The sequence below is a fragment of the Castellaniella sp. genome (assembly GCF_049651205.1).
Classification (GTDB): Bacteria; Pseudomonadota; Gammaproteobacteria; order Burkholderiales; family Burkholderiaceae_B; genus Castellaniella.
Window position 1 is genome coordinate 522,441 of the sequence record NZ_JBASBR010000007.1, and the last position, 22,713, is coordinate 545,153.

Here is a 22,713-nt window from a genome sequence, read left to right on the forward strand (position 1 = left end):
CACGCGCATCGAACGCGCGCACAGCGATGCCTGACTCATTACGGGAGACACCATGTTTTCAGAAAACGAACAGATCCAGGGTTTCGACGATGCGTTGTGGTCAGCCATCGAAGCAGAGCATCAGCGCCAGGAGCAGCACATCGAGCTGATTGCCTCGGAGAACTACACCAGCCCCCGCGTCATGCAGGCTCAGGGAACCAGACTGACCAACAAATACGCCGAGGGTTATCCAGGCAAACGCTATTATGGCGGCTGCGAATACGTCGATGTGGTGGAGCAGTTGGCGATCGATCGAACCTGCAAACTGTTCGGTGCCGATTGGGCCAATGTGCAGCCCCACTCGGGCTCCCAGGCAAATGCTGCGGTCTATCTGGCCCTGCTACAGCCGGGCGACACGCTGCTGGGCATGAGCCTGGCCCACGGTGGTCACCTGACTCATGGCGCCAAGGTCAGTTCCTCGGGCCGCCTGTACAACGCCGTGCAATACGGCCTGAGCGAGGACGACCGGATCGACTACGACGAGGTCGAGCGCCTGGCCCTGGAGCACAAGCCGAAGATGATCGTGGCGGGCTTTTCCGCCTACTCGCAGATCCTCGACTTTCCCCGTTTTCGTCAGATTGCCGATCAGGTCGGCGCGCTGTTCATGGTAGATATGGCGCACTTTGCGGGGCTGGTTGCCGCGGGCCTGTACCCCAACCCCGTGCTCCATGCCGATATTGTCACGACCACGACACACAAAACCCTGCGCGGTCCGCGGGGTGGCCTCATCATGGGCCGAGCCAATCCGGACATTCAGAAAAAGATCCAGTCAGCAGTGTTCCCTGGCGCTCAGGGAGGTCCCCTGATGCATGTCATCGCCGCCAAGGCGGTTGCCCTGAAGGAAGCCATGCAGCCAGAATTCCGCCAGTATCAGCAACAGGTGCTGGATAACGCCAAGGCGATGGCAGAGGTTTTCGTCGCCCACGGCTTGCGCATCGTGTCAGGCGGCACCCACGACCACCTATTTCTGGTGGATCTGTCGTCCAAGGGGATCACCGGCAAGGCTGCGGACGCCGCACTGGGGGCAGCCCACATCACCGTCAACAAGAACGCAGTCCCCAACGACCCGCAACCGCCGTTTGTCACCAGCGGCATCCGGGTTGGATCCCCGGCAATCACGACCCGCGGCTTTCATGTCGAACAGGCGCGTCAGTTGGCCGGCTGGATGTGCGAAATCCTGGATGACCTGGACAACCAGGAAACCATTGCCCGAATCCGCAAACAGGTCATCGAACTGTGCCAACGATTCCCGGTGTACCGCACATCTCCCAAGCCTGTTATGGCATGATATTTTCATGACTCCCGACGCGGTCGACACAGCCGGCCAGTCCTGCAGCGCCAGCCAGCAGACGCGGTTGTGCCTGGCTTTGTTCGCGGCAGCATACACGGCGCAGACAGTCTCCCCGGTGATGCTTTTCTACACCATCGATCTACGCCTGTCGACCACTGACCTGACACTGTTCTTCACTGTTTATGCCGTCGGTCTGATGCTGGCCTTCCTGATCGGGGGGCCTCAATCGGATCGACGAGGCCGCAAGGCGGTGATCCTGCCATCGGCTGGCCTGCTGCTGCTGGCTGTTCTGGCCCTGATGGGCTCGGCGGTCTGGGGCAAGCCAATGATTCTGGCTGCGCGATTCCTCCAAGGCGTCGCCAGCGGCGCCCTCTTCACTGTTGGCACGGTCTGGCTGCGTGAAATGGCGGGCACCCGCAACGCCGCTCGCGCGTCGATGTTGGCCAGTGGCGTCATGGCGTTCGGCTTCGCCATCGGGCCCTTCGTCTCTGGCGTACTAGTGCAATGGCTGCCCTGGCCCAGGCTGCTGTCATTCATGATCGCTCTGGCCATGGTGGTGGGCGCCATCCTGATTATCCGCACCTTGCCCGAAACATGGGCCGTAGGCCAGACTTCCCGGATCCAGATAGGCCTGCCACCAGGAACCGCCGCGGGGTTCTTTTGCTATCTCATTCCCTGCGGCTTGCTGGTCTACACTTTCACGATGCTGTCGCTGATCGCCTTCCCGATTCAATTGGGCAAAGCTGGATTCGCGCAGATCTATTTCATCCTGGGGCTCAGCGCCCTGATCGTGCAGGGGTTCGCGGCATCAGCCACATTCTGGGCGATGCGGCTGGGGCCGGCACGTGCCGGCTGGATTGCCGGCCTGTGCGGTGCGGCCGGCTGCGCCCTGGGCTATCTGTCAGTTCAACCCGGCGGCTGGCTCTGGGTACTCCCTGCGTCGGCCGCCATAGGGCTGGCTAACGGCCTATCGATGGCCTCTGGCGTGGCGGTATCGGATCGCCTGGCCCCCCAAGGCCAGCGAGGGGCATTGATTTCGATGTTCTACGTGATCGTCTACCTGGGCTATTCCAGCCCGACGATCCTATCGCTGATTTGGGGGAAGCAGACGATGGAACGGGGCGACACCTTGATGATCCTGGGCATATGTGCCCTGGCGATGACAACCGTCATTGCCACGGCTGGCCGGCTGGCGATACGAAGCCGCCCGGTCGGTATGCCCGCTGGCGCCCCGGCAACCGGAGCAAGGCCGTCAGACGCCTGAGGGATGCCGCCACCTCATCGCGCATAGTGGCTCTAGGGTGAAACTGCCGTTTCGACGGAATCCAACTCAACCGAGAAACGTCACTTGACACACGGTTTCCCGCAGACTGAGGCGACAGATCGTGTAAGGTACCGGCTTCAGCCACGAGGTAATCATGAACCACCCCGACATCACCCTGGACGTACGCACCCTGCCCCCACCCGAGCCACTGGAACAGTGCCTTGAGGCACTGGCCGACCTGCAACCCGGCCAGCATCTGATCCTGCTGATCGATCGTGAACCCTACCCACTGTATACGATGCTGGATCGCGACGGCTTTCAGCACAGCTGTGTGCTGCTGGAAACCTATTTTCAGGTCACCATCTGGGCTGACTAAGCATGCAGCGTGCACTGGATTTTGATAAAACTCCTGCGCTGAGTGTGCCGCTGCCGTTTTTTCTCAATGTCCCCGCGTTTGGGATACTGGCGGGTCTGTTGGCAATATGGGCCGGCCCGGCCGTCTTCACCTCGCGCTGGAGCCCGGCTGCTCTGGCCCTTACCCATCTCTGGACACTCGGTATATTGGGTAGTGCCATGCTGGGCGCCCTACTGCAGATTCTGGCTGTTGCGTGCAATGTCGCGGTGCGGCCGCCACAGGCCGTTGCCGGCAGCGTCTGGGTATTGTTCACCACCGGCACAGCGTGCCTGGTGGCTGGATTCCTCTGGTGGGCGCCCTGGGCATGGATCAGCGCCGTCATTCTGCTGGGTGTGGCCTTTAGTGTGTACCTGAGCACCATGGCCTGGGCGCTGTGGCAAGACCGTGGCCAGGTGTACAAGGGCGCACGCGAAATCCTGGTGCCCATCCGCGGGGCCCTGGTGGCGCTGGCCATCACAGTACTGATCGGGATGGCCATGGCTGGGGGCCTTGCCGCAGGCCAGGGGCCATCCGCCTGGGTGGGCAGCCACCTTGTGTGGGGTTTGCTGGGCTGGGGCGGGCTGCTTCTAATGGGGATGTCGTTTCAGCTGCTGCCGATTTTCCAGCTCACCGAGCTCTATCCCAAACCGCTTGTGCGCTGGCTGCCGTTGCTGATACCGGGCCTGCTGGCCGCCTGGACGGCACTGGACGCATCCACCGGGCTGCCCTCACTGATGCGCGAAACACTTGAGCTGTTACTGGCGGGGGCCTGGACCATCTGGGTGGCCGTCTCTTTGCAGCGCCTCTGGACACGCAAACGCCCGACGCCCGAGCCCACGTCTCTTTTTTGGATCACCGGACTGGTGTGCCTCTTGCTGTGCGCACCCGTCTGGATCTGGATGCGGCACGGCCAGGCGCCTGAGGCCGCCCGAGTGCTGGTTGTTCTGATCGTGGTGGGCGGGCTGGGATCCGTGGTGCAGGGCATGCTGTACAAGATCATGCCGTTTTTACTGTGGAAGCACGCCCAGGATGCACGGGTGATCCCCAGCCACAATCCTGCCCTGGCCCGGGTTTACCTAAAGATATTACCCAAGATGGCCAGCTACATACCGGCAAACCCCGCCCGCTGGCAATGGGGGCTGCATGTGCTGGTCATCATCAGCTATGTGCTGGCCACCACCGGCCTGGTATGGGCGGGCTACGCAGCCGGCCCCCTGATGTTGGCAGCCAGCCTGATGCTGGCTATCAATATGGGGCGTGCACTGCACCTATACTGGCGCACCGGGCAGGCCATGCGGGCGATGGCTCAGGCGCGGTAATTTTTCAGGCCATCTGCATCCAGCACCGTAAACTCGCGCCCGCGCACCCGGATCAGATCCCGCTCGCTGAGCTCGCGTAATACCCGGGAGAAGTGCTCAGGAGTGAGATTCAGGCGCGACGCAATCACTGATTTGCTGATTTCGATGCGAAATGGCTCTCCGACCTGCCCGGGCCACTGATGCAGCAAAAAGGACACCAGGCGCTGGGCACCGGTTTGCAGCGTATAGGCCTCAACGTCCCCCATCAGCGTATACAAGCGCCGGCTGAGCCCTGCCAACATCTTGCGGGCAATTTCGGGATGGCGGTCGATCTCGGTGAACAGTGCATCGCGCCCCACATGCAGCAGGCGGCTGTCCTGTAGAGCTTGGGCGGTGACGATATAGTGCTGGCCCATAAACATGAGCGCCTCGCCAAACCCATCCCCCGGGCCGATCAGACGCACCACGCGCTCGACCCCTGAGGCAGATACAAAGACCAGCTTCACCTGTCCTTCGACCACCACATGGAACCCGACACAGGGATCACCGCGCCTGAAAATGATGTCTCCACGGCCAGCGATGACTTCGTTGGTGCCCCGGGCAATGGGTTCGAGGTCTGCGGTAGGCAGCTCGTTGAACAACGGCACGCGCCCCAGCATATAGGCAATCCGCTGAGTGCGGTCTTTTGGTACTGCCCGTGCGGGATGGTCTTTATAATCGGGATTATTATGATCCGCGCCCTGTTTACCGTCGTTGGCATGCTCTCCCTGGCTCTGGGCGTGCTGGGGATTTTCTTGCCCCTTTTGCCCACTACGCCCTTTTTGCTGTTGGCGGCCTTCTGCTTTTTGCACGGTTCGCAACGCATGCACCACTGGCTGATGTCCCATCGTATTCTGGGTCCTTATATCCGCGATTTTCAGTCGGGGCGCGGCATACCCTTGCGCAGCAAATGCATAGCACTGGCACTGATGTGGCCTTCACTGGCCCTCTCGGCATGGCTGATGCCAGTGCCGTGGGCACGCTGGTTGCTGCTGATCCCGGGGATCGGCGTCACCATCTACCTGTGGCGCCTGCCCACCCGACCCTCAGATTAGTTTCGAATACGTGGCCACCCGTGGGCGGCGTACATACTGATCAAACACCATAGCAAAGGCGCGTACAAACACGCGCCCACGGGGCAGCACCCGCAACCCGGTGGCGTCGCGCGCCAGCAGGCCGGCCTCGACATACGGCTGCAAGCGCTCGAGCTCGGGGCCAAAGCAGGCTTCGAAAGACTGCCCGTGACGCTGTTCGAAAGCTTCGAAATCAAGTGGCATGCTGCACATCAGCGCCATGATGACTTCGCGGCGGATGACGTCTTCGACGCCCAGATCGAAGCCTTTTGCCGTGGGCAGCTCGTTACGTGCCAGGACGTCGGTATAGGCATTGAGCGAATGATGGTTCTGCACATAGGCGTTGTCGATCTTGCCAATGGCCGAGATGCCAAAGCCGATGAGATCGCACTCGGCGCGTGTGGTGTAGCCCTGAAAATTGCGATGCAGGCTTTGATGAAGCCGGGCCTGATTGAGCTCGTCGTCGGGCTTGGCGAAGTGATCCAACCCAATATAAAGATAGCCTGCTGCCAGCAGGCGGCGCACGGACATCAGAAAAATCTGCAGGCGGGTATCGGCCGAGGGAAGGTCTTCGGCACGGATCAGCCGCTGGGACTTGAAGCGATCAGGCAGGTGGGCGTAGTTGTACAGCGCAATGCGATCGGGGGAGAGCTCGATGAGCTGATCCAGCGTACGGCTGAAGCTGTCGAGCGTTTGCAAAGGCAAGCCGTAGATGAGATCGGCATTGATGGATTGAAACCCGTTATCGCGGCTGGCCTGCAAGGCCTCGCGCACCATTTCGTAGGGCTGAATTCGATTGACGGCCGCCTGCACCTGGGGATCAAAATCCTGCACACCAAAGCTGGTGCGATTAAAGCCCAGGCCGGCCAGCATGGCCAGGGTATCGGGATTGACCGTGCGTGGGTCGATCTCGACCCCGAGCTCGGCATCCGGCGTAAATTGAAAATGGCCGCGGATGTGATCCATCAAGGAGGTGAGCTCCGCGGCACTGAGAAACGTGGGCGTACCCCCGCCCAGATGCAGCTGCACGGTTTGACGCGCGTCTCCGAGATACCCGCCGACCAGATCCATTTCGTGGAAAAGAATATCGAGGTATTCGGCCGAGCGGCTGTGGTCTTTGGTGATGATCTTGTTGCAGCCACAAAAATAACAGAGTGACTCACAGAACGGTAGGTGAACATATACCGACAGCGGAGCCGGCCGGGCGGCGGCCGCACGGCGCGCCAGATGCTGGCGATAGGAATCTGCCGGATAATCGCGCAAAAAGCGATCGGCCGTGGGGTATGAGGTGTAACGTGGCCCCGACTGATCAAAGCGCCGGATCAGGGCTTCGGAAAGTTCGAGGTCGGGAAACGCGATGGCCTGATCATCAGACAGCGACTCAGGCTGGCCAGGTTTTCCGGCGGGGGCAAGCGCTTGGGTGGGGTGGGTCATGCTTTAATCTCCGGGACGCCGGCCAGTACCTTTTGGCGGTGGCCGATACGGCGTCATTGTCGTGCATCCGATGGCATTGTCGAACGAAAAGTCGACATCCTGCTTGATCCAGGTCAAGTGTGAAAGATCGCGTATCATACTGACATCCCCCTGACACCCGCTTCTTGGCCTTCGATGTTGTTAATCCTGATCCTGGCGATCCCGTTCGTCGGCAGCTTGTGTACTGCACTGCTGCCGTCCAATGCGCGCCGGGCAGGTGCCTGGATTGCGGGCGGCTGTGCCCTGGCCAGCCTGCTGCTGACGCTTTGGCTGACACCCGAGATCGCCAGCCAACATATTCTCAAAATTACGGTTCCCTGGATACCCTCGCAAGGGGTCGACATCACCTTGCGTATGGACGGCTACGCCTGGCTGTTTGCAATTATCGTCTCGGCCATGGGCGCACTCATTGCCCTCTATGCCCATTACTATCTCTCCAGCCAGGATCCCGTCCCCCGATTCTTTACCTTTTTGCTCAGCTTCATGGGGGCCATGCTGGGCGTAGTGCTGGCGGGCAACCTCATTCAGTTGCTGGTGTTCTGGGAGCTCACCAGCCTGTCTTCCTTTATGTTGATCGGCTATTGGCAACACCGTGCCGATGCCCGGCGCGGGGCGCGCATGGCCCTGCTGGTCACGGGTGGTGGCGGGTTCTGCCTGCTGGCCAGCATGCTCATCATCGGCCACATTGTCGGCAGCTACGATCTCGACGCCGTGCTGGCAGCCGCCACCGAGATCCGCACCCACCGCTGGTACCCGATTCTGCTGGTGCTGCTGGCATTGGGAGCACTCACCAAAAGCGCACAATTTCCGTTTCACTTCTGGTTACCCAACGCCATGGCGGCCCCGACACCTGTCTCGGCATATCTGCACTCGGCCACGATGGTCAAGGCCGGGGTGTTTTTACTGGCTCGTTTCTGGCCGATTTTTTCGGGCACCGACTGGTGGACATGGACAATCGGCGGCGCAGGCTTATGCTCATTGGTACTAGGGGCCTATGCAGCAATTTTTCAGCGCGACATCAAAAGCGTACTGGCGTATTCCACCATCAGCCACCTGGGGCTGATCACCCTGCTGCTGGGCATGAACAGCCGCTTGGCACTGGTGGCTGCGGTGTTTCACATGATCAACCACGCCACCTTCAAGGCGTCCCTGTTCATGGCGGCCGGGATCGTCGATCACGAAAGCGGCACACGAGACCTCACCCGCCTCTCAGGCCTGCGTCACCTGATGCCGCTGACGGCAACGCTGGCCATGGTGTCGGCAGCCGCAATGGCCGGGGTGCCCCTGCTCAACGGCTTTATCTCCAAAGAAATGTTTTTTGCCGAAACCATCTTCGCCACCGGGCATGGCATTACCCGCTGGGGATTGCCGGCAGTGGCCGTCATTGCCGGCGCATTCAGCGTCACGTATTCGCTGCGGCTGGTGATGCAGGTCTTTTTTGGCCCTGTGGCCACAGACTTACCCCGCACACCACACGATCCCGCCCGCATGATGCTCATCCCCTGCGCCGTGCTGGTACTGATCTGCCTGGGCGTCGGGATTTTCCCGTCCTTCACGCTAGGCCCCACCCTGACACTGGTGATGCACGGGCTGCTGGGCGAAGACGTGCCGATCTACAACTTGCAACTCTGGCACGGCATCAACCTGCCGCTGGTCATGAGCCTGATTGCTCTGGCGGCTGGTGTTGCCCTGTACGCCGCCCTGCGCCGGCGCGACACCCTGGCGCCCGGCCGGGTTCCCCTGATCTACCGCCTCGACGGACGCCAAAGCTTTGAGTGGCTACTGGAAGCCACAGATACTGCCTCGGCGATCTTGCTGCGCTACCTGCACAGTGCACGCCTGCAGCCGCAGGTATTGCTGCTGGTTGTCTGTACATTGGGGGTGGCCTGCCTGCCCTTGCTTAGCGGCGGATGGTGGTCGCAGATAGAACTCACCAATACTCCGCTGCAGTGGTCGTTTGGCCTGATGTGGCTGGCTGGTGGCGCCTGCGCCATCGCTGCCGCCTACCAGGCCAAATACCACCGCATGGCCTCATTGATGCTAGCCGGCGCCACCGGCCTGATCACCTGCGTCACATTTGCCTGGCTGTCCGCTCCCGATCTGGCGCTCACACAGTTGTCGGTTGAGGTGGTGACCACAGTTTTGATTTTGCTGGGGCTGCGCTGGCTGCCACCGCGCATCGAGGAGTTTCCCGCCGCCACCTGGCAGCGTGCCCAATGGCGGCGCATCCGCGACCTCGTCGTAGCCATCGCCGGCGGCACAGGCCTGGCCATCCTGGCCTATGTGATGATGACACGCCCGGACGTGCAACCGCGCATCTCCGAATTTTTTGTCGAACAAGCCTTGCCCCTGGGTGGCGGCGCCAATGTTGTCAATGTCATTTTGGTTGACTTCCGAGCCTTTGATACCTTCGGCGAAATCACCGTGCTGGCCATTGTGGCCCTAAGTGTGTACGCTCTGCTGCGCCGCTTCAGGCCCCCGGCAGAAGCCCTGATCGTGTCATCCAGGCAGCAGGCCCTGCGCGCACAACCCAACGAGCACGAACCCAACCTGAATGCACCGCTGCCCGATGGCCTGATGCGCATCCCCGCCGTACTGGTGCGCCTGATGCTGCCGGTCTCCACCTTGATCTCCGTGTATTTTCTGTTGCGCGGCCATAACTTGCCGGGCGGCGGATTTGTGGGCGGCTTGGTGATGGCCACCGGGATCATCCTGCAATACATGGTGGGCGGCACCCTTTGGGTCGAGGCCCGCCCCCTGATCCGCCCGCAAGCCTGGATTGCCCTGGGGCTTCTGGTGGCGGGTGGCGCCGCCATGGCCGTCTGGTGGGCCGGCCAGCCACTGCTATCCGCCTATACCGCCGATATCACATTGCCGCTGGTGGGCACGGTTCATCTGTCCAGCGTGCTGGCGTTTGATCTGGGCGTCTATATGCTGGTGGTGGGCGCCACAATCTTATTTTTGGTGGCACTGGCTCACCAGTCATTACGCTTCCATCGCAAGCTCACAGAGCCCACCGACAGCGTACTGAAGGAGGCTTGACGATGGAATGGATATTGGCACTGGCGATTGGCGTACTGGCAGGATCAGGGATCTGGCTGCTGCTGCGCCCACGCACCTTCCAGTTCATTATGGGCCTGGCCCTGATGGCCTATGCCGTCAACCTGTTTATCTTTGCCATGGGGCAGTTGCGGCTGGATGCCCCCCCGGTCATCGACCTGCACTGGGCAGACCCCGCCAGCTACACAGACCCCTTGCCCCAGGCCCTGGTGCTCACGGCCATCGTCATCGGGTTTGCCACTACCGCCCTCTTTTTGGTGGTGCTGCTGGTGGCACGCGGGATGAATGATACCGATCACGTCGACGGCGAGGAAAGCCGGCCATGAGCTTCTGGATGCAGCACCTACCGGTTCTGCCAGTACTGATTCCGCTGTTGTCAGGCGCCTTGATGCTACTGACGCGCGACAGCCAGCGCACCTTGCGTCTGGCGCTTGCCGTACTGTCGCTAAGTCTGCTGGCCTTTAGTGCCCTGGCCCTGATCCGCGCCACACAAGGTATTGGGGGTTCCGTCTGGCCACAAGATATCGGTGTCTATCGGCTGGGCAACTGGCCAGCGCCGTTTGGCATCGTTCTGGTGGCCGACCGTCTGTCGGCCCTGATGCTGGGCCTGACTGCTGTACTGGGCAGTTGCACCTGGGTATATGCCACCGCACGCTGGGATCGCGTGGGCAGCCATTTTCATCCCCTGTTTCAGCTACAGCTGATGGGCCTGAACGGCGCCTTCCTGGCGGGCGACCTCTTCAACTTATTTGTTTTCTTCGAGATCCTGCTGACTGCCTCGTATGGTCTGATGCTGCACGGCTCGGGCAAATATCGGGTGGGCGCGGGCCTGCACTATATCGGCATCAACCTGATCGCCTCCTTTTTGTTGCTGATCGCCATCGCCCTGATTTACCGGCTGACCGGCACCCTGAACCTTGCCGATATTTCCGTACGTGCACAGGCGCTTGGCGGCGCAGACCGCCAGCTCTTTGACAGTGCCGCCGCCATTTTGGGTATCGCTTTTCTGATCAAAGCCGCCGCCTGGCCGCTTAATTTCTGGTTGCCCAACACCTACTCGCAAGCCTGCGCACCGGTGGCCGCCCTGTTTGCTCTCATGACCAAAGTGGGCATCTATGCCTTGCTCAGAATCGGCTCTTTGCTGGTACCCGCAGGCGCACCCGCAGCCTTCGGCGGCGCCTGGATGTTTCCGGCTGGCATCGCCACACTGGTATTTGGCGCCCTGGGCATGCTGGCCAATAGCGAGCCACGCCGGATTGCCGCCTATGCAATCATCACATCCTCAGGCACGCTCTTTGCAGCCCTGGGAATGCCAGGTGTCACCCTGACCGGGCCAGCACTCTATTACCTTCTCAGCTCGGTCCTGGGGTTGGGCGCCTTATTCTTGTTGCTCGAACTCACCGAGCGCAGTCAATCGTTTGGCGCCAATATCCTGGCCATCACCCAGGAGGCCTTCGAAGCCGACGCACCCGACGAAGCCAGCCTATCAGAACAGGTAGTGGGCACACCGCTGCCTGCCACTATGGCCTTTCTGGGCCTCAGCTTTTTTGCCTGCTCGCTGCTGGTCATCGGCCTGCCGCCGCTGTCGGGGTTTGTGGCCAAGTTTTCGCTGCTGTCGGCAGCCCTGCGTACGGCCGAATTCGGCGCACCCACCCTTAACGTCTGGCTACTGGTGACAGCCATGCTGGGCTCGGGGTTTGCCTGCCTGATGGCGCTGGGCCGGTGCGGCGTACGGCTCTTTTGGGTGCCGGATGATCTGCACGTGCCCACGCTCAAGCTCAGCGAAGTCGCGCCCATCCTGTTTTTGCTGGGTGCCTGTGCCGCACTGACCATAGAAGCCGGGCCGGTGATGAACTATCTTGAGTCCACGGCACAGTATCTGGATCAACCTGGCCTGTATGTCCAGAACGTGCTGGATTCTGCCCGCTACGCCGGAGCCCGGCCATGATCAAACGTGCGCGTGCCTACTTACCCATGATCGTCCTGCTGCTGGTGCTTTGGCTGGTGCTGAACGATTCTTTGTCCAATGGGCAGATGGTGCTGGGGCTGCTGATTGCCCTCGCGCTCAGCCTGTTGGCGCCTATCCTCAGGCCCGTACGCTCGCGCCCGCGTCATCCTTTGATTGCACTGCGCCTGATCGGCCACGTGGCCACCGATATCCTGTACTCCAATTATCAGGTCAGCCGCCGTATTTTGCAGGGTGCTGCTACCAGCGCCCAACCCGGCTTCCTGGATATCCCCCTGCGCATTCGCGACCCCCACGGCCTGGCCGCCCTGGCCTGCATTGTCACCTTTACGCCCGGCACGGTCTGGGCAGGCCACAACCCCGAGCGTAATCTGCTCACATTGCATGTGCTTGATCTGAGCGATCCAGCAGGTTTAACCCGGATCATCCAGAATCGCTATGAAAGCCCCCTGATGGAGATTTTCCAATGAGCGCCCTGATCGTCTCCTGGGCAGGCAGCTTTGCCCTGCTATGTTTTACGCTGGGGCTGGCCTGCGCCGTCCTGCGCCTGATCCGCGGCCCACGCGCCGAAGACCGCATCCTGGCGCTCGACACCCTATATATCAATGGCATGCTGATTTTGTTGGTGCTGGGCCTACGCTTCGAAGCAGGCCTCTACTTTGATATCGCCCTGCTCATCGCCCTGTTCGGATTTGTAGGCTCAGCAGCCTTGTCCAAATTTTTGCTGCACGGTGAGGTCATCGAACCATGAACGCACTGCCGCTTTGGGCCGCCATCCTGATGGCGTTATTGATGGTGCTGGCAGGGGTGGTAACCCTGATTGGCTCGATCGGTCTGTTGCGTCTGCCCAGTTTCAACGAACGCATGCACGCCCCTACCCTGGGCACTACCTTGGGCACTTTCTGCATGGTATTGGCGTCTACTTTAGTGGCCAGCTTGCTGCACGGCCGGCCTATTTTTCACGAATGGCTGATCAGCCTGTTTTTGTTCATAACGGCACCGGTAACAGCCATTTTACTGATGCAAAGCGCCACACAACGCCACCCGGCCAAGCGCTCCCAGCCTCCAACTGACCCCCCCACCCCCTAAGCCAGAACAAATTTGTAACATCGACATAGGGGCAAACCCGTACACTATACGAGTCCCTGAACCGGGCCGGGACAGCGCCCGGAGTTCAAAAAGGAGTGCTCATTATGCGTCAAGCACTGAAAATTTCTTTACGCGCCAGCATGCTGGCGGCAGGGTTGGGTTATGCCACGCTTTTTGCGCCAGGCGCTCAGGCGGCCAGCCAATATCAGCAGGATGTACAACGCTGCAACACCACGCCAGGCATCGACAAGCAAGCTTGCCTGCAAGAAGCAGGGGCCGCTGCGCAAGCTGCCGAGCAAGGCAAGCTGACTACGCCTTCAATGCAAGCCGAAAGCCAGAATCGTACCCGACGCTGCAGCAATTTGCCGGCCGACAAACGCCAGGATTGCATGATCCTGATGGAAGACACCCACGCACAAACGCAGGGTTCGGTGCAATCAGGTGGTGTCATCCGTGAAACCACGATCACCATCCCGGCACCGGTAACATCGGCGCCCACAAGCACCACGCCTGCAACACCGGCACCAACCACCACCACACCCGTGATGCCGTCTTCAAGCTACTGATGGTTTCGGTATAAGCGGCGCCCCGCCAACAAAGAGGATCCTTGGTCAGGAACCCCACTGATCAAGGATCTAAAGCTCCATCTGCATGCCCATCTCCACCACCCGATTGGGGGGGATCTTGTAGAACCGGGTGGTTCTACTGGCATTACGGGCCATAAGGGCAAACAAATGACGCCGCCAGCTCTGGTACCAGGGCAGGCGGCGTATCACAATGACGGTCTGGCGAGACAGGAAATACGAGGTTTGCATCGGCTCGAGATTCAGCTCGGGCACTTCCTGACCAATTTGCTCAACCACTTGCGGCACGTTGGGCTCTTGTTTAAAGCCCCATCGCGCCACGGCCTGCCAGCTGCTGCGGCTGACGCGTTCAACCTTCACCCGCTCATTAAAAGGCACATAGGGCACATCCGCCACCTCGATGGTGAGAAACAGCGCCTGCTCGTGCAGTATCTTATTGTGTTTCAAGTTGTGTAAGAGCGCCGGTGGCACCGTGCCCACAATCATGCTCATAAACACAGCCGTCCCCGGTACCCGGGTGGGCGGATAGGCCTCCAGGGACTCCATAAAATTGACCAGCGGCTGGTGATCACCCAGCAGCGTGTCATGGATACGCTGGCGCCCCTGCTTCCAGGTCATCATCAGCGTCAGCAGCACAATGCCCACCAGCAATGGCAGCCACCCGCCCTCGTGGATCTTGAGCGTGTTGGACGTAAACAGCAGGATATCAATGATCAGAAACACGGTGATCAGAACCAACCACGCCACCCGGCGCACCCCACGGGCCGCTCGCGGCAGCACGGCAAAAGCCAGCAGCGACGTCATCAGCATGGTGCCTGTGACCGCAAAACCGTATGCATGGGCCAGCCGATCAGAAGAACCAAACGCCAAGATCAGCACCATCACCGCCGCCATCAGCAACCAGTTGACGCGTGGCAGATAGATCTGGCCTTCTTCGCGCGCAGAGGTGTGCTGGATGACCATACGCGGCCAATAGCCCAGTTGCACTGCCTGGCGCGTCATGGAAAATGCCCCCGAGATCACCGACTGCGATGCAATCACCGTAGCCACGGTAGCCAGGGCCACCAGCGGGATCACCGCCCACTCGGGCGCGAGCAGAAAAAACGGATTACTGATGGCTGACGGATCGGCCAGCAGCAGTGCACCCTGGCCAAAGTAGCAAAGCAGCAACGCCGGCAATACCAATGCAAACCACGCCCGGCGAATAATCGTACGGCCAAAGTGGCCCATATCGGCATAAAGCGCCTCGGCTCCGGTCAGTGCAAGCACCAACGCGCCCAGCGCCAAAAAGGTTTCCCAGGGCGCATCACCAATAAACCGGATGGCCCACAAGGGGTTGATGGCCTGCAGCACATGCGGCTGCTGCAACACACGCCAGCCACCCAGCACACCCAGCGTGAGAAACCACAGCAACATAACCGGGCCAAACAGCTTGCCCACGGTACCTGTGCCGCGCGACTGCACCATGAATAACGCCACCAGCACCACCACGGCTATGGGCACCACCCAGGCATCCAGACGATGCGACACCACACCGATGCCTTCCACAGCCGACAGCACAGAGATGGCCGGGGTGATCATGCTGTCGCCGTAAAAGAGGGCTGCACCAATCAGGCCCAGGATCGCCAGCCGCCAGCGGGTGCGATTGGGCCGCCCGCGCATGGCAAGCTCCATCAGGGCCAATGTGCCACCCTCGCCCCGGTTATCGGCGCGCAACACGCAGATTACATATTTGACAGATGCCACCAGCACCAGCATCCAAAAGAGGATGGACAGCATCCCCAGCACGTGCTCGACATCCGGCTGAGCAGAACCTGACAACGCCACCTTGATGGTATACAGCGGGCTGGTGCCGATATCCCCATAAACCACCCCCAGGGCGCCCACCAGCAAGGCAGTGCGGCTTGTGCCGGTGTCCGGCTCTTTTGCATGTATGTTCATGGTTACTCAACCCGCGTCAGACAGGCACCCCGGCGGGGTCCGGGAAAGCTCAAGGTGACGCGTGTCCCCGAAAACGCTGGCCGGCTGGTGATTTTCCACCAGGCGCCATGCGCCCGGGCAATCTCACGGACAATCGCCAGGCCCAGGCCGGCCCCGCCCGCACGCGCATCCGCGGCGCGATAAAACGCTTCAAAAACGCGCTCGATATCCTCGGTATCAATGCCAGGCCCATCGTCCTCCACCGAAAACGAAGGGGGGTTGGCCATGACCCTAAGGTGAACACCCGCAGACCCACAGCCGTAACGCAAGGCATTGTCAATCAGATTGCCCAGCAACTCACCCAGAAGAATGGGATCCCCATCCACCCAGACGGGTTCATCGGGGGCAGACAGCTGAATGGCCACACCCCGTTCGCGGGCGCGATCCAGCCAGTTGGCGCCGGTCTGGCGCATCCACTCGCATAAATCGAGGCGCTCAAAACTGTCCTGCGGCCGTGTAGCATGATCAGCCCGGGCCAGCACCAGCAGCTGCTGGCCCATGCGGATCATGTGGTCAGACACGGTCTTGATGCGCATGGCCCGCACACGGATATCATCAGGCAGTGTTTGTGCCAGCATCAGTTCAGACTCAAGTTTCAGGCCCGCAAGGGGTGTGCGCAGCTGGTGGGCCGCATGGCCAATGAAGCGGCGCTGCGCCTGCACGGAGTCGTCCAGGCGCAGCAGCAAATCGTTAAAGTGCAAGACAAGCGGCGCAATCTCGCTGGGCAAGCCGGCCAGATCCAGTGGTTGCAGATCTTCAATCGAACGCTGCCGGATCTGATCAGCAAGCTGATTGACTGAGGTCAGCTCGTGGCGGATGCCGGAAATCAGCACCCACACAAACAACACCACCAGCAAGCCCTGGGTCAGCAACATCACCCAGAACAAATCCCGAAGCAGCCAGGGTTGTGGCCGGATGACGCCTGTCATGAACCAGGTGGCCAGCAAATCGATGGCTACGAGGATAAAAAATGCCGGTAACAGCCGGCGCACCAGCCGGCGTGCGAGGGAGTCCTGCGGCATCAGCCGCTCGAACAGGCCCAGGGCCTGGTGATCGGCTTCTTGCGAGTGGGTACCTACAGGCTTATTGCGCACTTTCGATATCAAGCAGATAGCCAAATCCGCGTACTGTCTGGATGCTTGCACCCGAGCCGTCCAGCCGCTTGCGCAACCGGTAGACGTAGACCTCGACTGCGTTCTCGCTAAAGTCGGCATCCCAGGCAGAAAGCGAATTGACGATCTGCTGTTTGGTAACGACGCGGCCAGGGCGTGCCATCAGCATCTCGAGAACAGAGAGTTCGCGCACGGACAAGGCCAGCCGCTTGCCATCCACCCGTACCTGACGCCCGACGGTATCAAACGCCAGCGGCCCGCACTCGAGGATGGTTTGTGCTTGCCCCGAATGACGCCGGGCCAGTGCCCGCACCCGTGCGGCGAGCTCGGGGAGTTCGAAGGGCTTGGTGACGTAATCGTCAGCGCCCGCATCCAGGCCTGCTACCCGGTTATCCAGGCCGTCCCGGGCCGTAAGGATCAGGACAGGGATCTGCACACCACTGGCGCGCAAATTTTGTAAAACCTCAAGGCCACTTAAGCCAGGCAGGTTGAGATCCAGCAAAAGCAGGTCGTAGGCCTGGGCAACCAGCGTCCCATTGACGTGGTCGCCGGACTGCAGCCAATCGACGGCATAACCTTGACCGGAGAGAAACTCTTGCAGCGCATGGCCCAGAGTGGTGTCGTCTTCGATGACTAAAACTCGCATGGGGTGATTCTAGCCCGAAGAAGACACGACACGTCACCAGAATCCCGGTGTGGTTACATAGTTGACACGCACTTGAACATACTTGAAGAAAAACTAGGGTGTCGGCTGTACTGCCGGCAGACCGGGCGCCGGCGGATTGCTGGCCGGCCGGGTAACAAAACCCAGGCGCTGCATGCCTGCGCGACGCGCTGCACCCATGATGCTGGCCAACTGACCGTAAGGTGTGCTGGCATCGGCCCGGATGCGCACCTCGGGCTGGGGATCAGCACCTGCTTCTGCGGCAAAACGGGCTTCGAGATCCGCCATCGCCACAAGCCGCTCATCCCAGTACACAACACCTGCAGCATCGATGGCCAGATCAATCACCTGCGGCTTTTGCTCGACTGGTTGCGCCGACACCTGCGGCACCTGTATCTGGATCGAATGGCTGAGCAGCGGTGCCGTGATGATAAAAATCACCAACAGCACCAGCATGACGTCGATCAGCGGCACCATATTGATTTCGGACAATGTGGTGCTTGACGTCTTGGAATCGAAACTGCCAAACGCCATGATCAGGCCTCCCGGGCCAGGCTGATGTGCCGGCCATGACGCTCAGGCGCGTTATCGGCCACTGGCTGCCCGGTGCTTAGAAACGTAAAGAGATCATGTGCAAAGGCATCCAGCTGTGCAAGATAGACGCGATTCAGGCGCACAAAGGCGTTGTATGCCAGTACTGCGGGTATGGCAACGGCCAAGCCCAGGCCCGTCATGATCAAGGCCTCACCGACTGGCCCGGCAATGCGATTGATGGTGACACCATCGGCCATACTGATGCTGAGCAAGGCGTGATACACACCCCATACCGTACCAAACAGCCCTACAAACGGCGCAGTAGAGCCTACCGAAGCCAGCACCGTGAGGCCGTTTTCCAGTCGGGCGGTTTCTTCATCAATCACCTTTCGGATCGTGCGCGTCACAAAAGAGGCCGTGGTGCCGCTTTCTTCGAGCTTGAGGGCACCATATTTGGCATGATGCTTTTGTGCATGGATCGCATGGCTGGCCAAATGCGCAAAGGGTTCTTCCGCCCCGTGTGTGGCGATTTCATTTTCAACCTGCTCCAGAGAGCTGGCAGCCCAGAACTCTGCCAGAAACTTGCGCGAGCGCCGGCGGATGCGCAACTGCGTCAGGCCCTTGGCCAAAATCAGGTACCAGGAAGCCAGCGACATCAGCAACAAAAATCCAAACAAGGATTTTCCCACTGCATCGCTTTGACCAATAAAGTGCAAAACCCCCTGGCCACCGTCAGCCATCGCAGCTGCCGGCTGCACGACGCCCTGAGCAACAGCACCGGCCAGCGGCAAGCCCGCCGCCTGGGCACCTGCAGCGGCCACCTCAGGCGCCGTCGCCTGTGCCAACACAAGCACAGCATGATTCATCAGATCAAACATCATGGTTGCAAACTCCTGTCAGGCGGCATATCGGGCCGCCGGCCTGCTACAAAACAAAATCAAAAGGGATATCGACCAGCGCTTTATAAGCCACGCCATTTTCGGTGTACGGCCGAAAGCGGGCGGACGCCATTGCTTCAACCGCTGCGTCATCCAGACGGGGATGGCCCGACGAGCGCTGCACATATACCTTGGCAACATGCCCCTGAGGTGAGATCAGAACCCGCAACACCACCCTGCCCTGTTCTCCCCGTCGCTGCGAGACACGCGGATAGACAGGCCGAGGCCGCTTGCCCAGATAATCCACCTTGCCAACCGTGCGCGGCCGCGCCAGATCTTCGGCACGGGCTTTGCCTTGGGCGACAGCGCCTGCGTTGGCCTGCTGATCAGCGCGCGCCACCTGAATGGCCGGTGCGGATGGCTGCGGGCGACGCTGCTGCGTGTTCGGTTGCGAATGCTTTTGCTTGCTTGTCTGTACAGGCCGAGGTTTGGCTACTTGCTTGGGCGGCGGCTTGACCTCCGGCTTGAGGCGAGGCTTGGGCGGAGGGGTAATCGCCGGTTCAGGGGGCGGCTCAGGCGCCGGCTCGGACACGGCCTCGGGCTCAGGGACAGGCTCGGGAATTGGTTCTGGCTCCGGGATAGGCTCGGGCTCAGGTGCCGGCTCTGGCTCGGCCACCGCCTCGGGCTGTGGCAGTGGCTCAGGCTCGGGCGCGACGTCTGGCTCAAAGGTAGGCTCCGGCGCTGCTACCGGCTCAGCCGGCTGGCTTGCCATCGTGGGTGCGGGTACTGCATCATCCGCGGATCCCAGCTCGACAAACATTACATTCATGGCGTCCGGCTGCCCTGGTGACACCGACGTCACGGGCGCAGCCAACACCATTGTCAGCACAAGGGCATGCAAGCCCACCGCCAACGCCGCTGCCAGCCACCTCACACCCGAGGATCGCGGGGATAAGCCAAAATCCATGAATTGAAACCACTTCAGTAAAAGCGGGATATTATCAGTAATGAAAACTATTCTCAATATCAAATGAGAATATCAAGACACCGATTATTCATGCTGGCGTCACATCAGATGCTAAATCATCCGCAGCACATAGCAAACAGACAACAGTAGCCAAGCGTCAGAGAAACTGTCGTTTAAATTGGATGGAGGGAGAAACGGAGAAATCCGGGATGGTGGGTGCTGAGGGGTTCGAACCCCCGACCTACGCCGTGTAAAGGCGCCGCTCTACCAACTGAGCTAAGCACCCGGAAGACAGCCACTGCGAGACACAGATGACCAGCGCCGCATTATAGCAGCAAGTAAAAAGCCATCGCGAACGATGGCTTTTTACTGCCGCAACGGCTCAAACAGGCCACTGCGAGATCAGTTAAGCGCGCTGATCAGTTGACAGCGTCTTTGAGAGCCTTGCCCGGACGGAACTTGGGCACCCGTGCCTTTTTGATCTTGATGGCTTCGCCGGTGCGAGGATTGCGGCCGGTACGGGCAGCGCGCTCGGAGACGGCAAAGGTGCCGAAGCCCACCAGCGTGACCGAGCCCTTTTTCTTGAGGGTGGTCTTGACAGCACCGACAAAGGCTTCCAACGCACGACCGACGTCGGCTTTGGACAGATCGGTCTTGGAAGAAATATGCTCGATCAGCTCGGTCTTATTCATTAAAAATTACCCCTGAGGTTTATTGTCGCCCGATGACTAACCATCGGTGCATTTGATGGATGTGTCTGGCCATCTTGCCGGCTGGTGCTACACAGGCCGCCCGGATAGGAAGCGGAACCCCGCCGAATTTGGTGGCTAAGGCGTATTAAGCCTGCGATTGCCCTTCCATGTCAAGCGGAAATCGCTGGAGACCCGCGTGTTTCCTGACGTTTATACGAAAAACTCCTTCAATTTCGGGTTTTTCCTAGGTAGCCTGTTTACACTTGAGATTGATCCAAGGCGCTGGAAAAATCAGTGATCAGATCGGCTTCCTCTTCGATTCCCACGGAGATTCGCAGGAAACCGTCGGGAATGCCCATCAAGGCACGACGCTCGGGCCCCATCTCAAAATAAATAGTGTGTGCTGCCGGCAACACCAGCGTCCGGTTGTCACCCAGATGGGTGGCCAAGGCAGCTACCCGAAGGTAGTTGAGGCACTCGAAGACATCCACCTGATCTTTAAGCACCACACCCATCAAGCCACCGTAACGCGGCCCAAAGAACTCTGTGGCACGTGCGTGCTGCGGGTGGCTGGACAAGCCTGGATACTGCACACGCTGCACCAGCGGATGCGCCTCGAGGGCCTTGGCCAAAGCCAGGGCATTGCCGCAGATGCGATCCATCCGCAGCCCCAAGGTTTCTGCGCCTGCAGCAAGCCGGTGCGCGACATCCGAGGACAGCGTGCCGCCCATATCGCGCAAACCTTTCTTCTTGATCTGGAGCAGCCCCCAGGTGTGCGAACCATCGCGCTGGTATTGCGGGTAGATGTGGGGGTAATCGGCCCAATCGTACAGGCCGGTTTGCGTCACGGCACCGCCCAGTGCATTGCCATGGCCGCCCAAATGCTTGGACAGCGAATTGATCACCAGGGACGCGCCAAAATCACGCGAGGCCCGCAGATAGGGCGAGGACAGCGTACTGTCGACCACATACACCAGTTTGTGCACCTGACAGAGATCACCAATGGCCTTGAGGTCGGCGATCTGTGTACCGGGATTGGCAATGGTTTCGACAAAGACCATCCGGGTGTTGGGCCGCAGCGCAGCTGCTACCTGGCCAGCATCCGTGGCATCCACCAGCGTCAGCTCTACGCCAAACTGCTCCAGCGTCATCAGCAGGCTGTTGGTGTTGCCAAAAATATATTTGCTGGCCACCAGGTGGTCGCCCTGGCGCAACAAAGAAAAGAAAATGGCGCTCAACGCCGCCATCCCAGTGGCAAAGCATACCGTGCCGTTGCCGCGCTCCATTGTGGTCACCTGCGCCTCAAGCGCCGCCGTGGTGGGCGTGCCGGTGCGTGCGTAGGTGTAGCCCTTCTGGCGGTTCTGAAACACGGCCGCCAGATCACGGGAATCGTGATAGGTGTACTCGGTGGAGGGGTGGACAGCGGCGTGGACGGACCCGTGCAGAGAATCTGCCCGATGACCAAAATGCACGATTTGAGTCGTAAAACCGGGGGTGGACATGGTGCTTACCAGAGAAAGAACAGTAAAGGGATCAGGGCTGCAGGCGCTGGCGAACAGTTTCGTAGAGACACACCGCACTGGCCACGCTGACGTTCAGGCTTTCGACAGAGCCCCGCATGGGGATGGAGACCCGTTCGTCGCAGATTTCGCGTGTCAGCCGGCGCATCCCTTCGCCCTCGGCGCCCATCACCCAGGCAACGGCGCGGCGCGCATCCACCTGATGCAGGCTATGGTCTGCACCGTCGTCGGTGCCTACCAGCCAGATATCCCGCTCGCGCAGTGCCCGCAGTGTGCGAGCCAAATTGGTGACCATCAAATACGGCACCGTATCGGCCGCCCCGCACGCCACGCGCTGCACGGTGGTGTTCAGGCCAACCGCGCGGTCTTTGGGGGCAATCACAGCATGCACGCCGGCCGCATCCGCGGTGCGCAGGCAGGCACCAAGATTATGCGGATCGGTGACCCCATCGAGCACCAGCAAAAAAGCAGGTTCGGCACGGTCTTCGAGAAGGTCGAGGACCTCGTCGATGGAGATGGCCAGCGGCCGGGCCGTGGCCAGCGCGACGATGCCCTGATGGCGCACACCGTGCACCAGGCCTTCCAGGCGTTGCGCGTCGGCGGCATGCCAGCGCACGCCGGCAGACTCGAGTTGCTGGATGCATCGCTGCATGCGGGCGTCCTGGCGGGAGGTGTCCAGGTACACATCCCGGATGGAGTCGGGAGCGTGGCGCAAACGCGCCTGCACGGCATGAAAGCCGGCCAGAATTTGTTGGGATGACATGTCAGTGAGGTGGTTGGCGTCGTGCCTGAGCAG

At 60.4% G+C, this 22,713-nt stretch carries 23 protein-coding genes and 1 tRNA gene; 12 read left to right on the top strand and 12 right to left on the bottom strand.

From position 1 onward, the window contains the following. Positions 1-52 precede the first annotated feature (52 nt). The 4 genes from glyA to WA928_RS06095 all read left to right on the top strand — a co-directional run bounded on the left by glyA (position 53) and on the right by WA928_RS06095 (position 4,307). On the top strand, positions 53-1,327 hold the full coding sequence (gene glyA, locus WA928_RS06080) for a serine hydroxymethyltransferase (RefSeq protein WP_424300872.1): 1,275 nt from the start codon (positions 53-55) through the stop codon (positions 1,325-1,327). A gap of 7 nt (positions 1,328-1,334) precedes the next feature. Then, positions 1,335-2,594 carry an MFS transporter gene (locus WA928_RS06085; RefSeq protein ID WP_424300875.1) on the top strand — a complete coding sequence of 420 codons (1,260 nt, stop codon included), beginning with the start codon at positions 1,335-1,337 and terminating at the stop codon, positions 2,592-2,594. 154 nt (positions 2,595-2,748) lie between these two features. Continuing rightward, the gene (locus WA928_RS06090; protein ID WP_424300878.1) at positions 2,749-2,970 is read left to right on the top strand and encodes a DUF2249 domain-containing protein; all 222 of its coding nucleotides are present in this window, start codon (positions 2,749-2,751) and stop codon (positions 2,968-2,970) included. Between the two features lie 2 nt (positions 2,971-2,972). Beyond that, positions 2,973-4,307, top strand: coding sequence for a hypothetical protein (locus WA928_RS06095; RefSeq protein ID WP_424300881.1), 1,335 nt, complete (start codon positions 2,973-2,975; stop codon positions 4,305-4,307). On the opposite strand, the gene WA928_RS06100 is transcribed toward WA928_RS06095, so the two are convergent. Further along, positions 4,295-4,945 carry a Crp/Fnr family transcriptional regulator gene (locus tag WA928_RS06100; protein WP_424300884.1) on the bottom strand — a complete coding sequence of 217 codons (651 nt, stop codon included), beginning with the start codon at positions 4,943-4,945 and terminating at the stop codon, positions 4,295-4,297. The genes WA928_RS06095 and WA928_RS06100 overlap by 13 nt on opposite strands. 69 nt (positions 4,946-5,014) lie before the next feature. On the opposite strand from WA928_RS06100, the gene WA928_RS06105 reads away from it, so the two are divergent. Continuing rightward, entirely contained in the window at positions 5,015-5,380 is a 366-nt protein-coding gene (locus WA928_RS06105) for a YbaN family protein (protein ID WP_424300887.1), read from the top strand. On the opposite strand, the gene hemN is transcribed toward WA928_RS06105, so the two are convergent. Further along, positions 5,372-6,832 carry an oxygen-independent coproporphyrinogen III oxidase gene (gene hemN / locus WA928_RS06110; protein WP_424300890.1) on the bottom strand — a complete coding sequence of 487 codons (1,461 nt, stop codon included), beginning with the start codon at positions 6,830-6,832 and terminating at the stop codon, positions 5,372-5,374. The genes WA928_RS06105 and hemN overlap by 9 nt on opposite strands. A 174-nt stretch (positions 6,833-7,006) precedes the next feature. Here hemN and WA928_RS06115 point away from each other — a divergent pair, with 174 nt between their 5' ends. The 7 genes from WA928_RS06115 (at position 7,007) to WA928_RS06145 (ending at position 13,552) form a co-directional block, all read left to right on the top strand. Beyond that, positions 7,007-9,913, top strand: coding sequence for a monovalent cation/H+ antiporter subunit A (locus WA928_RS06115; RefSeq protein WP_424300893.1), 2,907 nt, complete (start codon positions 7,007-7,009; stop codon positions 9,911-9,913). Positions 9,914-9,915: 2 nt separating this feature from the next. Next, positions 9,916-10,257, top strand: a complete 342-nt coding sequence (locus WA928_RS06120; RefSeq protein ID WP_424300896.1) for a Na+/H+ antiporter subunit C — start codon at positions 9,916-9,918, stop codon at positions 10,255-10,257. Continuing rightward, positions 10,254-11,879: a monovalent cation/H+ antiporter subunit D gene (locus tag WA928_RS06125; protein ID WP_424300898.1), complete on the top strand. Its 1,626-nt coding sequence runs from the start codon at positions 10,254-10,256 to the stop codon at positions 11,877-11,879. Before WA928_RS06120 ends, WA928_RS06125 begins: the two co-directional genes overlap by 4 nt. Beyond that, complete coding sequence (locus WA928_RS06130; RefSeq protein WP_424300901.1) at positions 11,876-12,367, top strand: Na+/H+ antiporter subunit E; 492 nt, start codon at positions 11,876-11,878, stop codon at positions 12,365-12,367. The genes WA928_RS06125 and WA928_RS06130 overlap by 4 nt, the downstream gene beginning before the upstream one ends. Then, complete coding sequence (locus WA928_RS06135) at positions 12,364-12,648, top strand: K+/H+ antiporter subunit F (RefSeq protein ID WP_350381553.1); 285 nt, start codon at positions 12,364-12,366, stop codon at positions 12,646-12,648. The genes WA928_RS06130 and WA928_RS06135 overlap by 4 nt, the downstream gene beginning before the upstream one ends. After that, positions 12,645-12,986: a monovalent cation/H(+) antiporter subunit G gene (mnhG, locus tag WA928_RS06140; RefSeq protein WP_424300904.1), complete on the top strand. Its 342-nt coding sequence runs from the start codon at positions 12,645-12,647 to the stop codon at positions 12,984-12,986. Before WA928_RS06135 ends, mnhG begins: the two co-directional genes overlap by 4 nt. Before the next feature lie 104 nt (positions 12,987-13,090). Beyond that, positions 13,091-13,552 (top strand): hypothetical protein, encoded by a 462-nt coding sequence (locus tag WA928_RS06145; protein WP_424300907.1) that lies wholly within the window; start codon positions 13,091-13,093, stop codon positions 13,550-13,552. A 69-nt stretch (positions 13,553-13,621) separates the two neighbouring features. On the opposite strand, the gene WA928_RS06150 is transcribed toward WA928_RS06145, so the two are convergent. The 10 genes from WA928_RS06150 to rlmB all read right to left on the bottom strand — a co-directional run bounded on the left by WA928_RS06150 (position 13,622) and on the right by rlmB (position 22,680). Next, positions 13,622-15,511, bottom strand: coding sequence for a potassium transporter Kup (locus WA928_RS06150; protein ID WP_424300910.1), 1,890 nt, complete (start codon positions 15,509-15,511; stop codon positions 13,622-13,624). 2 nt (positions 15,512-15,513) lie between these two features. After that, entirely contained in the window at positions 15,514-16,572 is a 1,059-nt protein-coding gene (locus tag WA928_RS06155; RefSeq protein ID WP_424301180.1) for a sensor histidine kinase, read from the bottom strand. 61 nt (positions 16,573-16,633) lie between these two features. Then, positions 16,634-17,308 carry a response regulator gene (locus tag WA928_RS06160; RefSeq protein WP_424300913.1) on the bottom strand — a complete coding sequence of 225 codons (675 nt, stop codon included), beginning with the start codon at positions 17,306-17,308 and terminating at the stop codon, positions 16,634-16,636. Positions 17,309-17,401: 93 nt separating this feature from the next. Continuing rightward, positions 17,402-17,860, bottom strand: coding sequence for an ExbD/TolR family protein (locus tag WA928_RS06165; protein WP_424300916.1), 459 nt, complete (start codon positions 17,858-17,860; stop codon positions 17,402-17,404). Between the two features lie 2 nt (positions 17,861-17,862). Beyond that, complete coding sequence (locus WA928_RS06170) at positions 17,863-18,738, bottom strand: MotA/TolQ/ExbB proton channel family protein (RefSeq protein WP_424301183.1); 876 nt, start codon at positions 18,736-18,738, stop codon at positions 17,863-17,865. 46 nt (positions 18,739-18,784) lie between these two features. Then, positions 18,785-19,705 (bottom strand): energy transducer TonB, encoded by a 921-nt coding sequence (locus WA928_RS06175; RefSeq protein WP_424300919.1) that lies wholly within the window; start codon positions 19,703-19,705, stop codon positions 18,785-18,787. Positions 19,706-19,915: 210 nt separating this feature from the next. Then, positions 19,916-19,991 (bottom strand) — tRNA-Val (locus tag WA928_RS06180). Between the two features lie 133 nt (positions 19,992-20,124). Next, on the bottom strand, positions 20,125-20,397 hold the full coding sequence (locus WA928_RS06185; protein WP_269495036.1) for an HU family DNA-binding protein: 273 nt from the start codon (positions 20,395-20,397) through the stop codon (positions 20,125-20,127). Positions 20,398-20,654: 257 nt separating this feature from the next. Next, a complete protein-coding gene (locus WA928_RS06190; protein WP_424300922.1) occupies positions 20,655-21,899 on the bottom strand; it encodes a cystathionine gamma-synthase family protein in 1,245 nt (414 codons plus the stop codon). Between the two features lie 31 nt (positions 21,900-21,930). After that, positions 21,931-22,680 (bottom strand): 23S rRNA (guanosine(2251)-2'-O)-methyltransferase RlmB, encoded by a 750-nt coding sequence (gene rlmB, locus WA928_RS06195; RefSeq protein ID WP_424300925.1) that lies wholly within the window; start codon positions 22,678-22,680, stop codon positions 21,931-21,933. Positions 22,681-22,713 lie beyond the last annotated feature (33 nt).

Coding starts and splice junctions, on each gene's coding strand:
- glyA (WP_424300872.1), top strand. CDS start 53: ATGTTTTCAGAAAACGAACAGATCCAGGGTTTCGACGATGCGTTGTGG.
- WA928_RS06085 (WP_424300875.1), top strand. CDS start 1,335: ATGACTCCCGACGCGGTCGACACAGCCGGCCAGTCCTGCAGCGCCAGC.
- WA928_RS06090 (WP_424300878.1), top strand. CDS start 2,749: ATGAACCACCCCGACATCACCCTGGACGTACGCACCCTGCCCCCACCC.
- WA928_RS06095 (WP_424300881.1), top strand. CDS start 2,973: ATGCAGCGTGCACTGGATTTTGATAAAACTCCTGCGCTGAGTGTGCCG.
- WA928_RS06100 (WP_424300884.1), bottom strand. CDS start 4,945: ATGCTGGGGCGCGTGCCGTTGTTCAACGAGCTGCCTACCGCAGACCTC.
- WA928_RS06105 (WP_424300887.1), top strand. CDS start 5,015: ATGATCCGCGCCCTGTTTACCGTCGTTGGCATGCTCTCCCTGGCTCTG.
- hemN (WP_424300890.1), bottom strand. CDS start 6,832: ATGACCCACCCCACCCAAGCGCTTGCCCCCGCCGGAAAACCTGGCCAG.
- WA928_RS06115 (WP_424300893.1), top strand. CDS start 7,007: ATGTTGTTAATCCTGATCCTGGCGATCCCGTTCGTCGGCAGCTTGTGT.
- WA928_RS06120 (WP_424300896.1), top strand. CDS start 9,916: ATGGAATGGATATTGGCACTGGCGATTGGCGTACTGGCAGGATCAGGG.
- WA928_RS06125 (WP_424300898.1), top strand. CDS start 10,254: ATGAGCTTCTGGATGCAGCACCTACCGGTTCTGCCAGTACTGATTCCG.
- WA928_RS06130 (WP_424300901.1), top strand. CDS start 11,876: ATGATCAAACGTGCGCGTGCCTACTTACCCATGATCGTCCTGCTGCTG.
- WA928_RS06135 (WP_350381553.1), top strand. CDS start 12,364: ATGAGCGCCCTGATCGTCTCCTGGGCAGGCAGCTTTGCCCTGCTATGT.
- mnhG (WP_424300904.1), top strand. CDS start 12,645: ATGAACGCACTGCCGCTTTGGGCCGCCATCCTGATGGCGTTATTGATG.
- WA928_RS06145 (WP_424300907.1), top strand. CDS start 13,091: ATGCGTCAAGCACTGAAAATTTCTTTACGCGCCAGCATGCTGGCGGCA.
- WA928_RS06150 (WP_424300910.1), bottom strand. CDS start 15,511: ATGAACATACATGCAAAAGAGCCGGACACCGGCACAAGCCGCACTGCC.
- WA928_RS06155 (WP_424301180.1), bottom strand. CDS start 16,572: ATGCCGCAGGACTCCCTCGCACGCCGGCTGGTGCGCCGGCTGTTACCG.
- WA928_RS06160 (WP_424300913.1), bottom strand. CDS start 17,308: ATGCGAGTTTTAGTCATCGAAGACGACACCACTCTGGGCCATGCGCTG.
- WA928_RS06165 (WP_424300916.1), bottom strand. CDS start 17,860: ATGGCGTTTGGCAGTTTCGATTCCAAGACGTCAAGCACCACATTGTCC.
- WA928_RS06170 (WP_424301183.1), bottom strand. CDS start 18,738: ATGTTTGATCTGATGAATCATGCTGTGCTTGTGTTGGCACAGGCGACG.
- WA928_RS06175 (WP_424300919.1), bottom strand. CDS start 19,705: ATGGATTTTGGCTTATCCCCGCGATCCTCGGGTGTGAGGTGGCTGGCA.
- WA928_RS06185 (WP_269495036.1), bottom strand. CDS start 20,397: ATGAATAAGACCGAGCTGATCGAGCATATTTCTTCCAAGACCGATCTG.
- WA928_RS06190 (WP_424300922.1), bottom strand. CDS start 21,899: ATGTCCACCCCCGGTTTTACGACTCAAATCGTGCATTTTGGTCATCGG.
- rlmB (WP_424300925.1), bottom strand. CDS start 22,680: ATGTCATCCCAACAAATTCTGGCCGGCTTTCATGCCGTGCAGGCGCGT.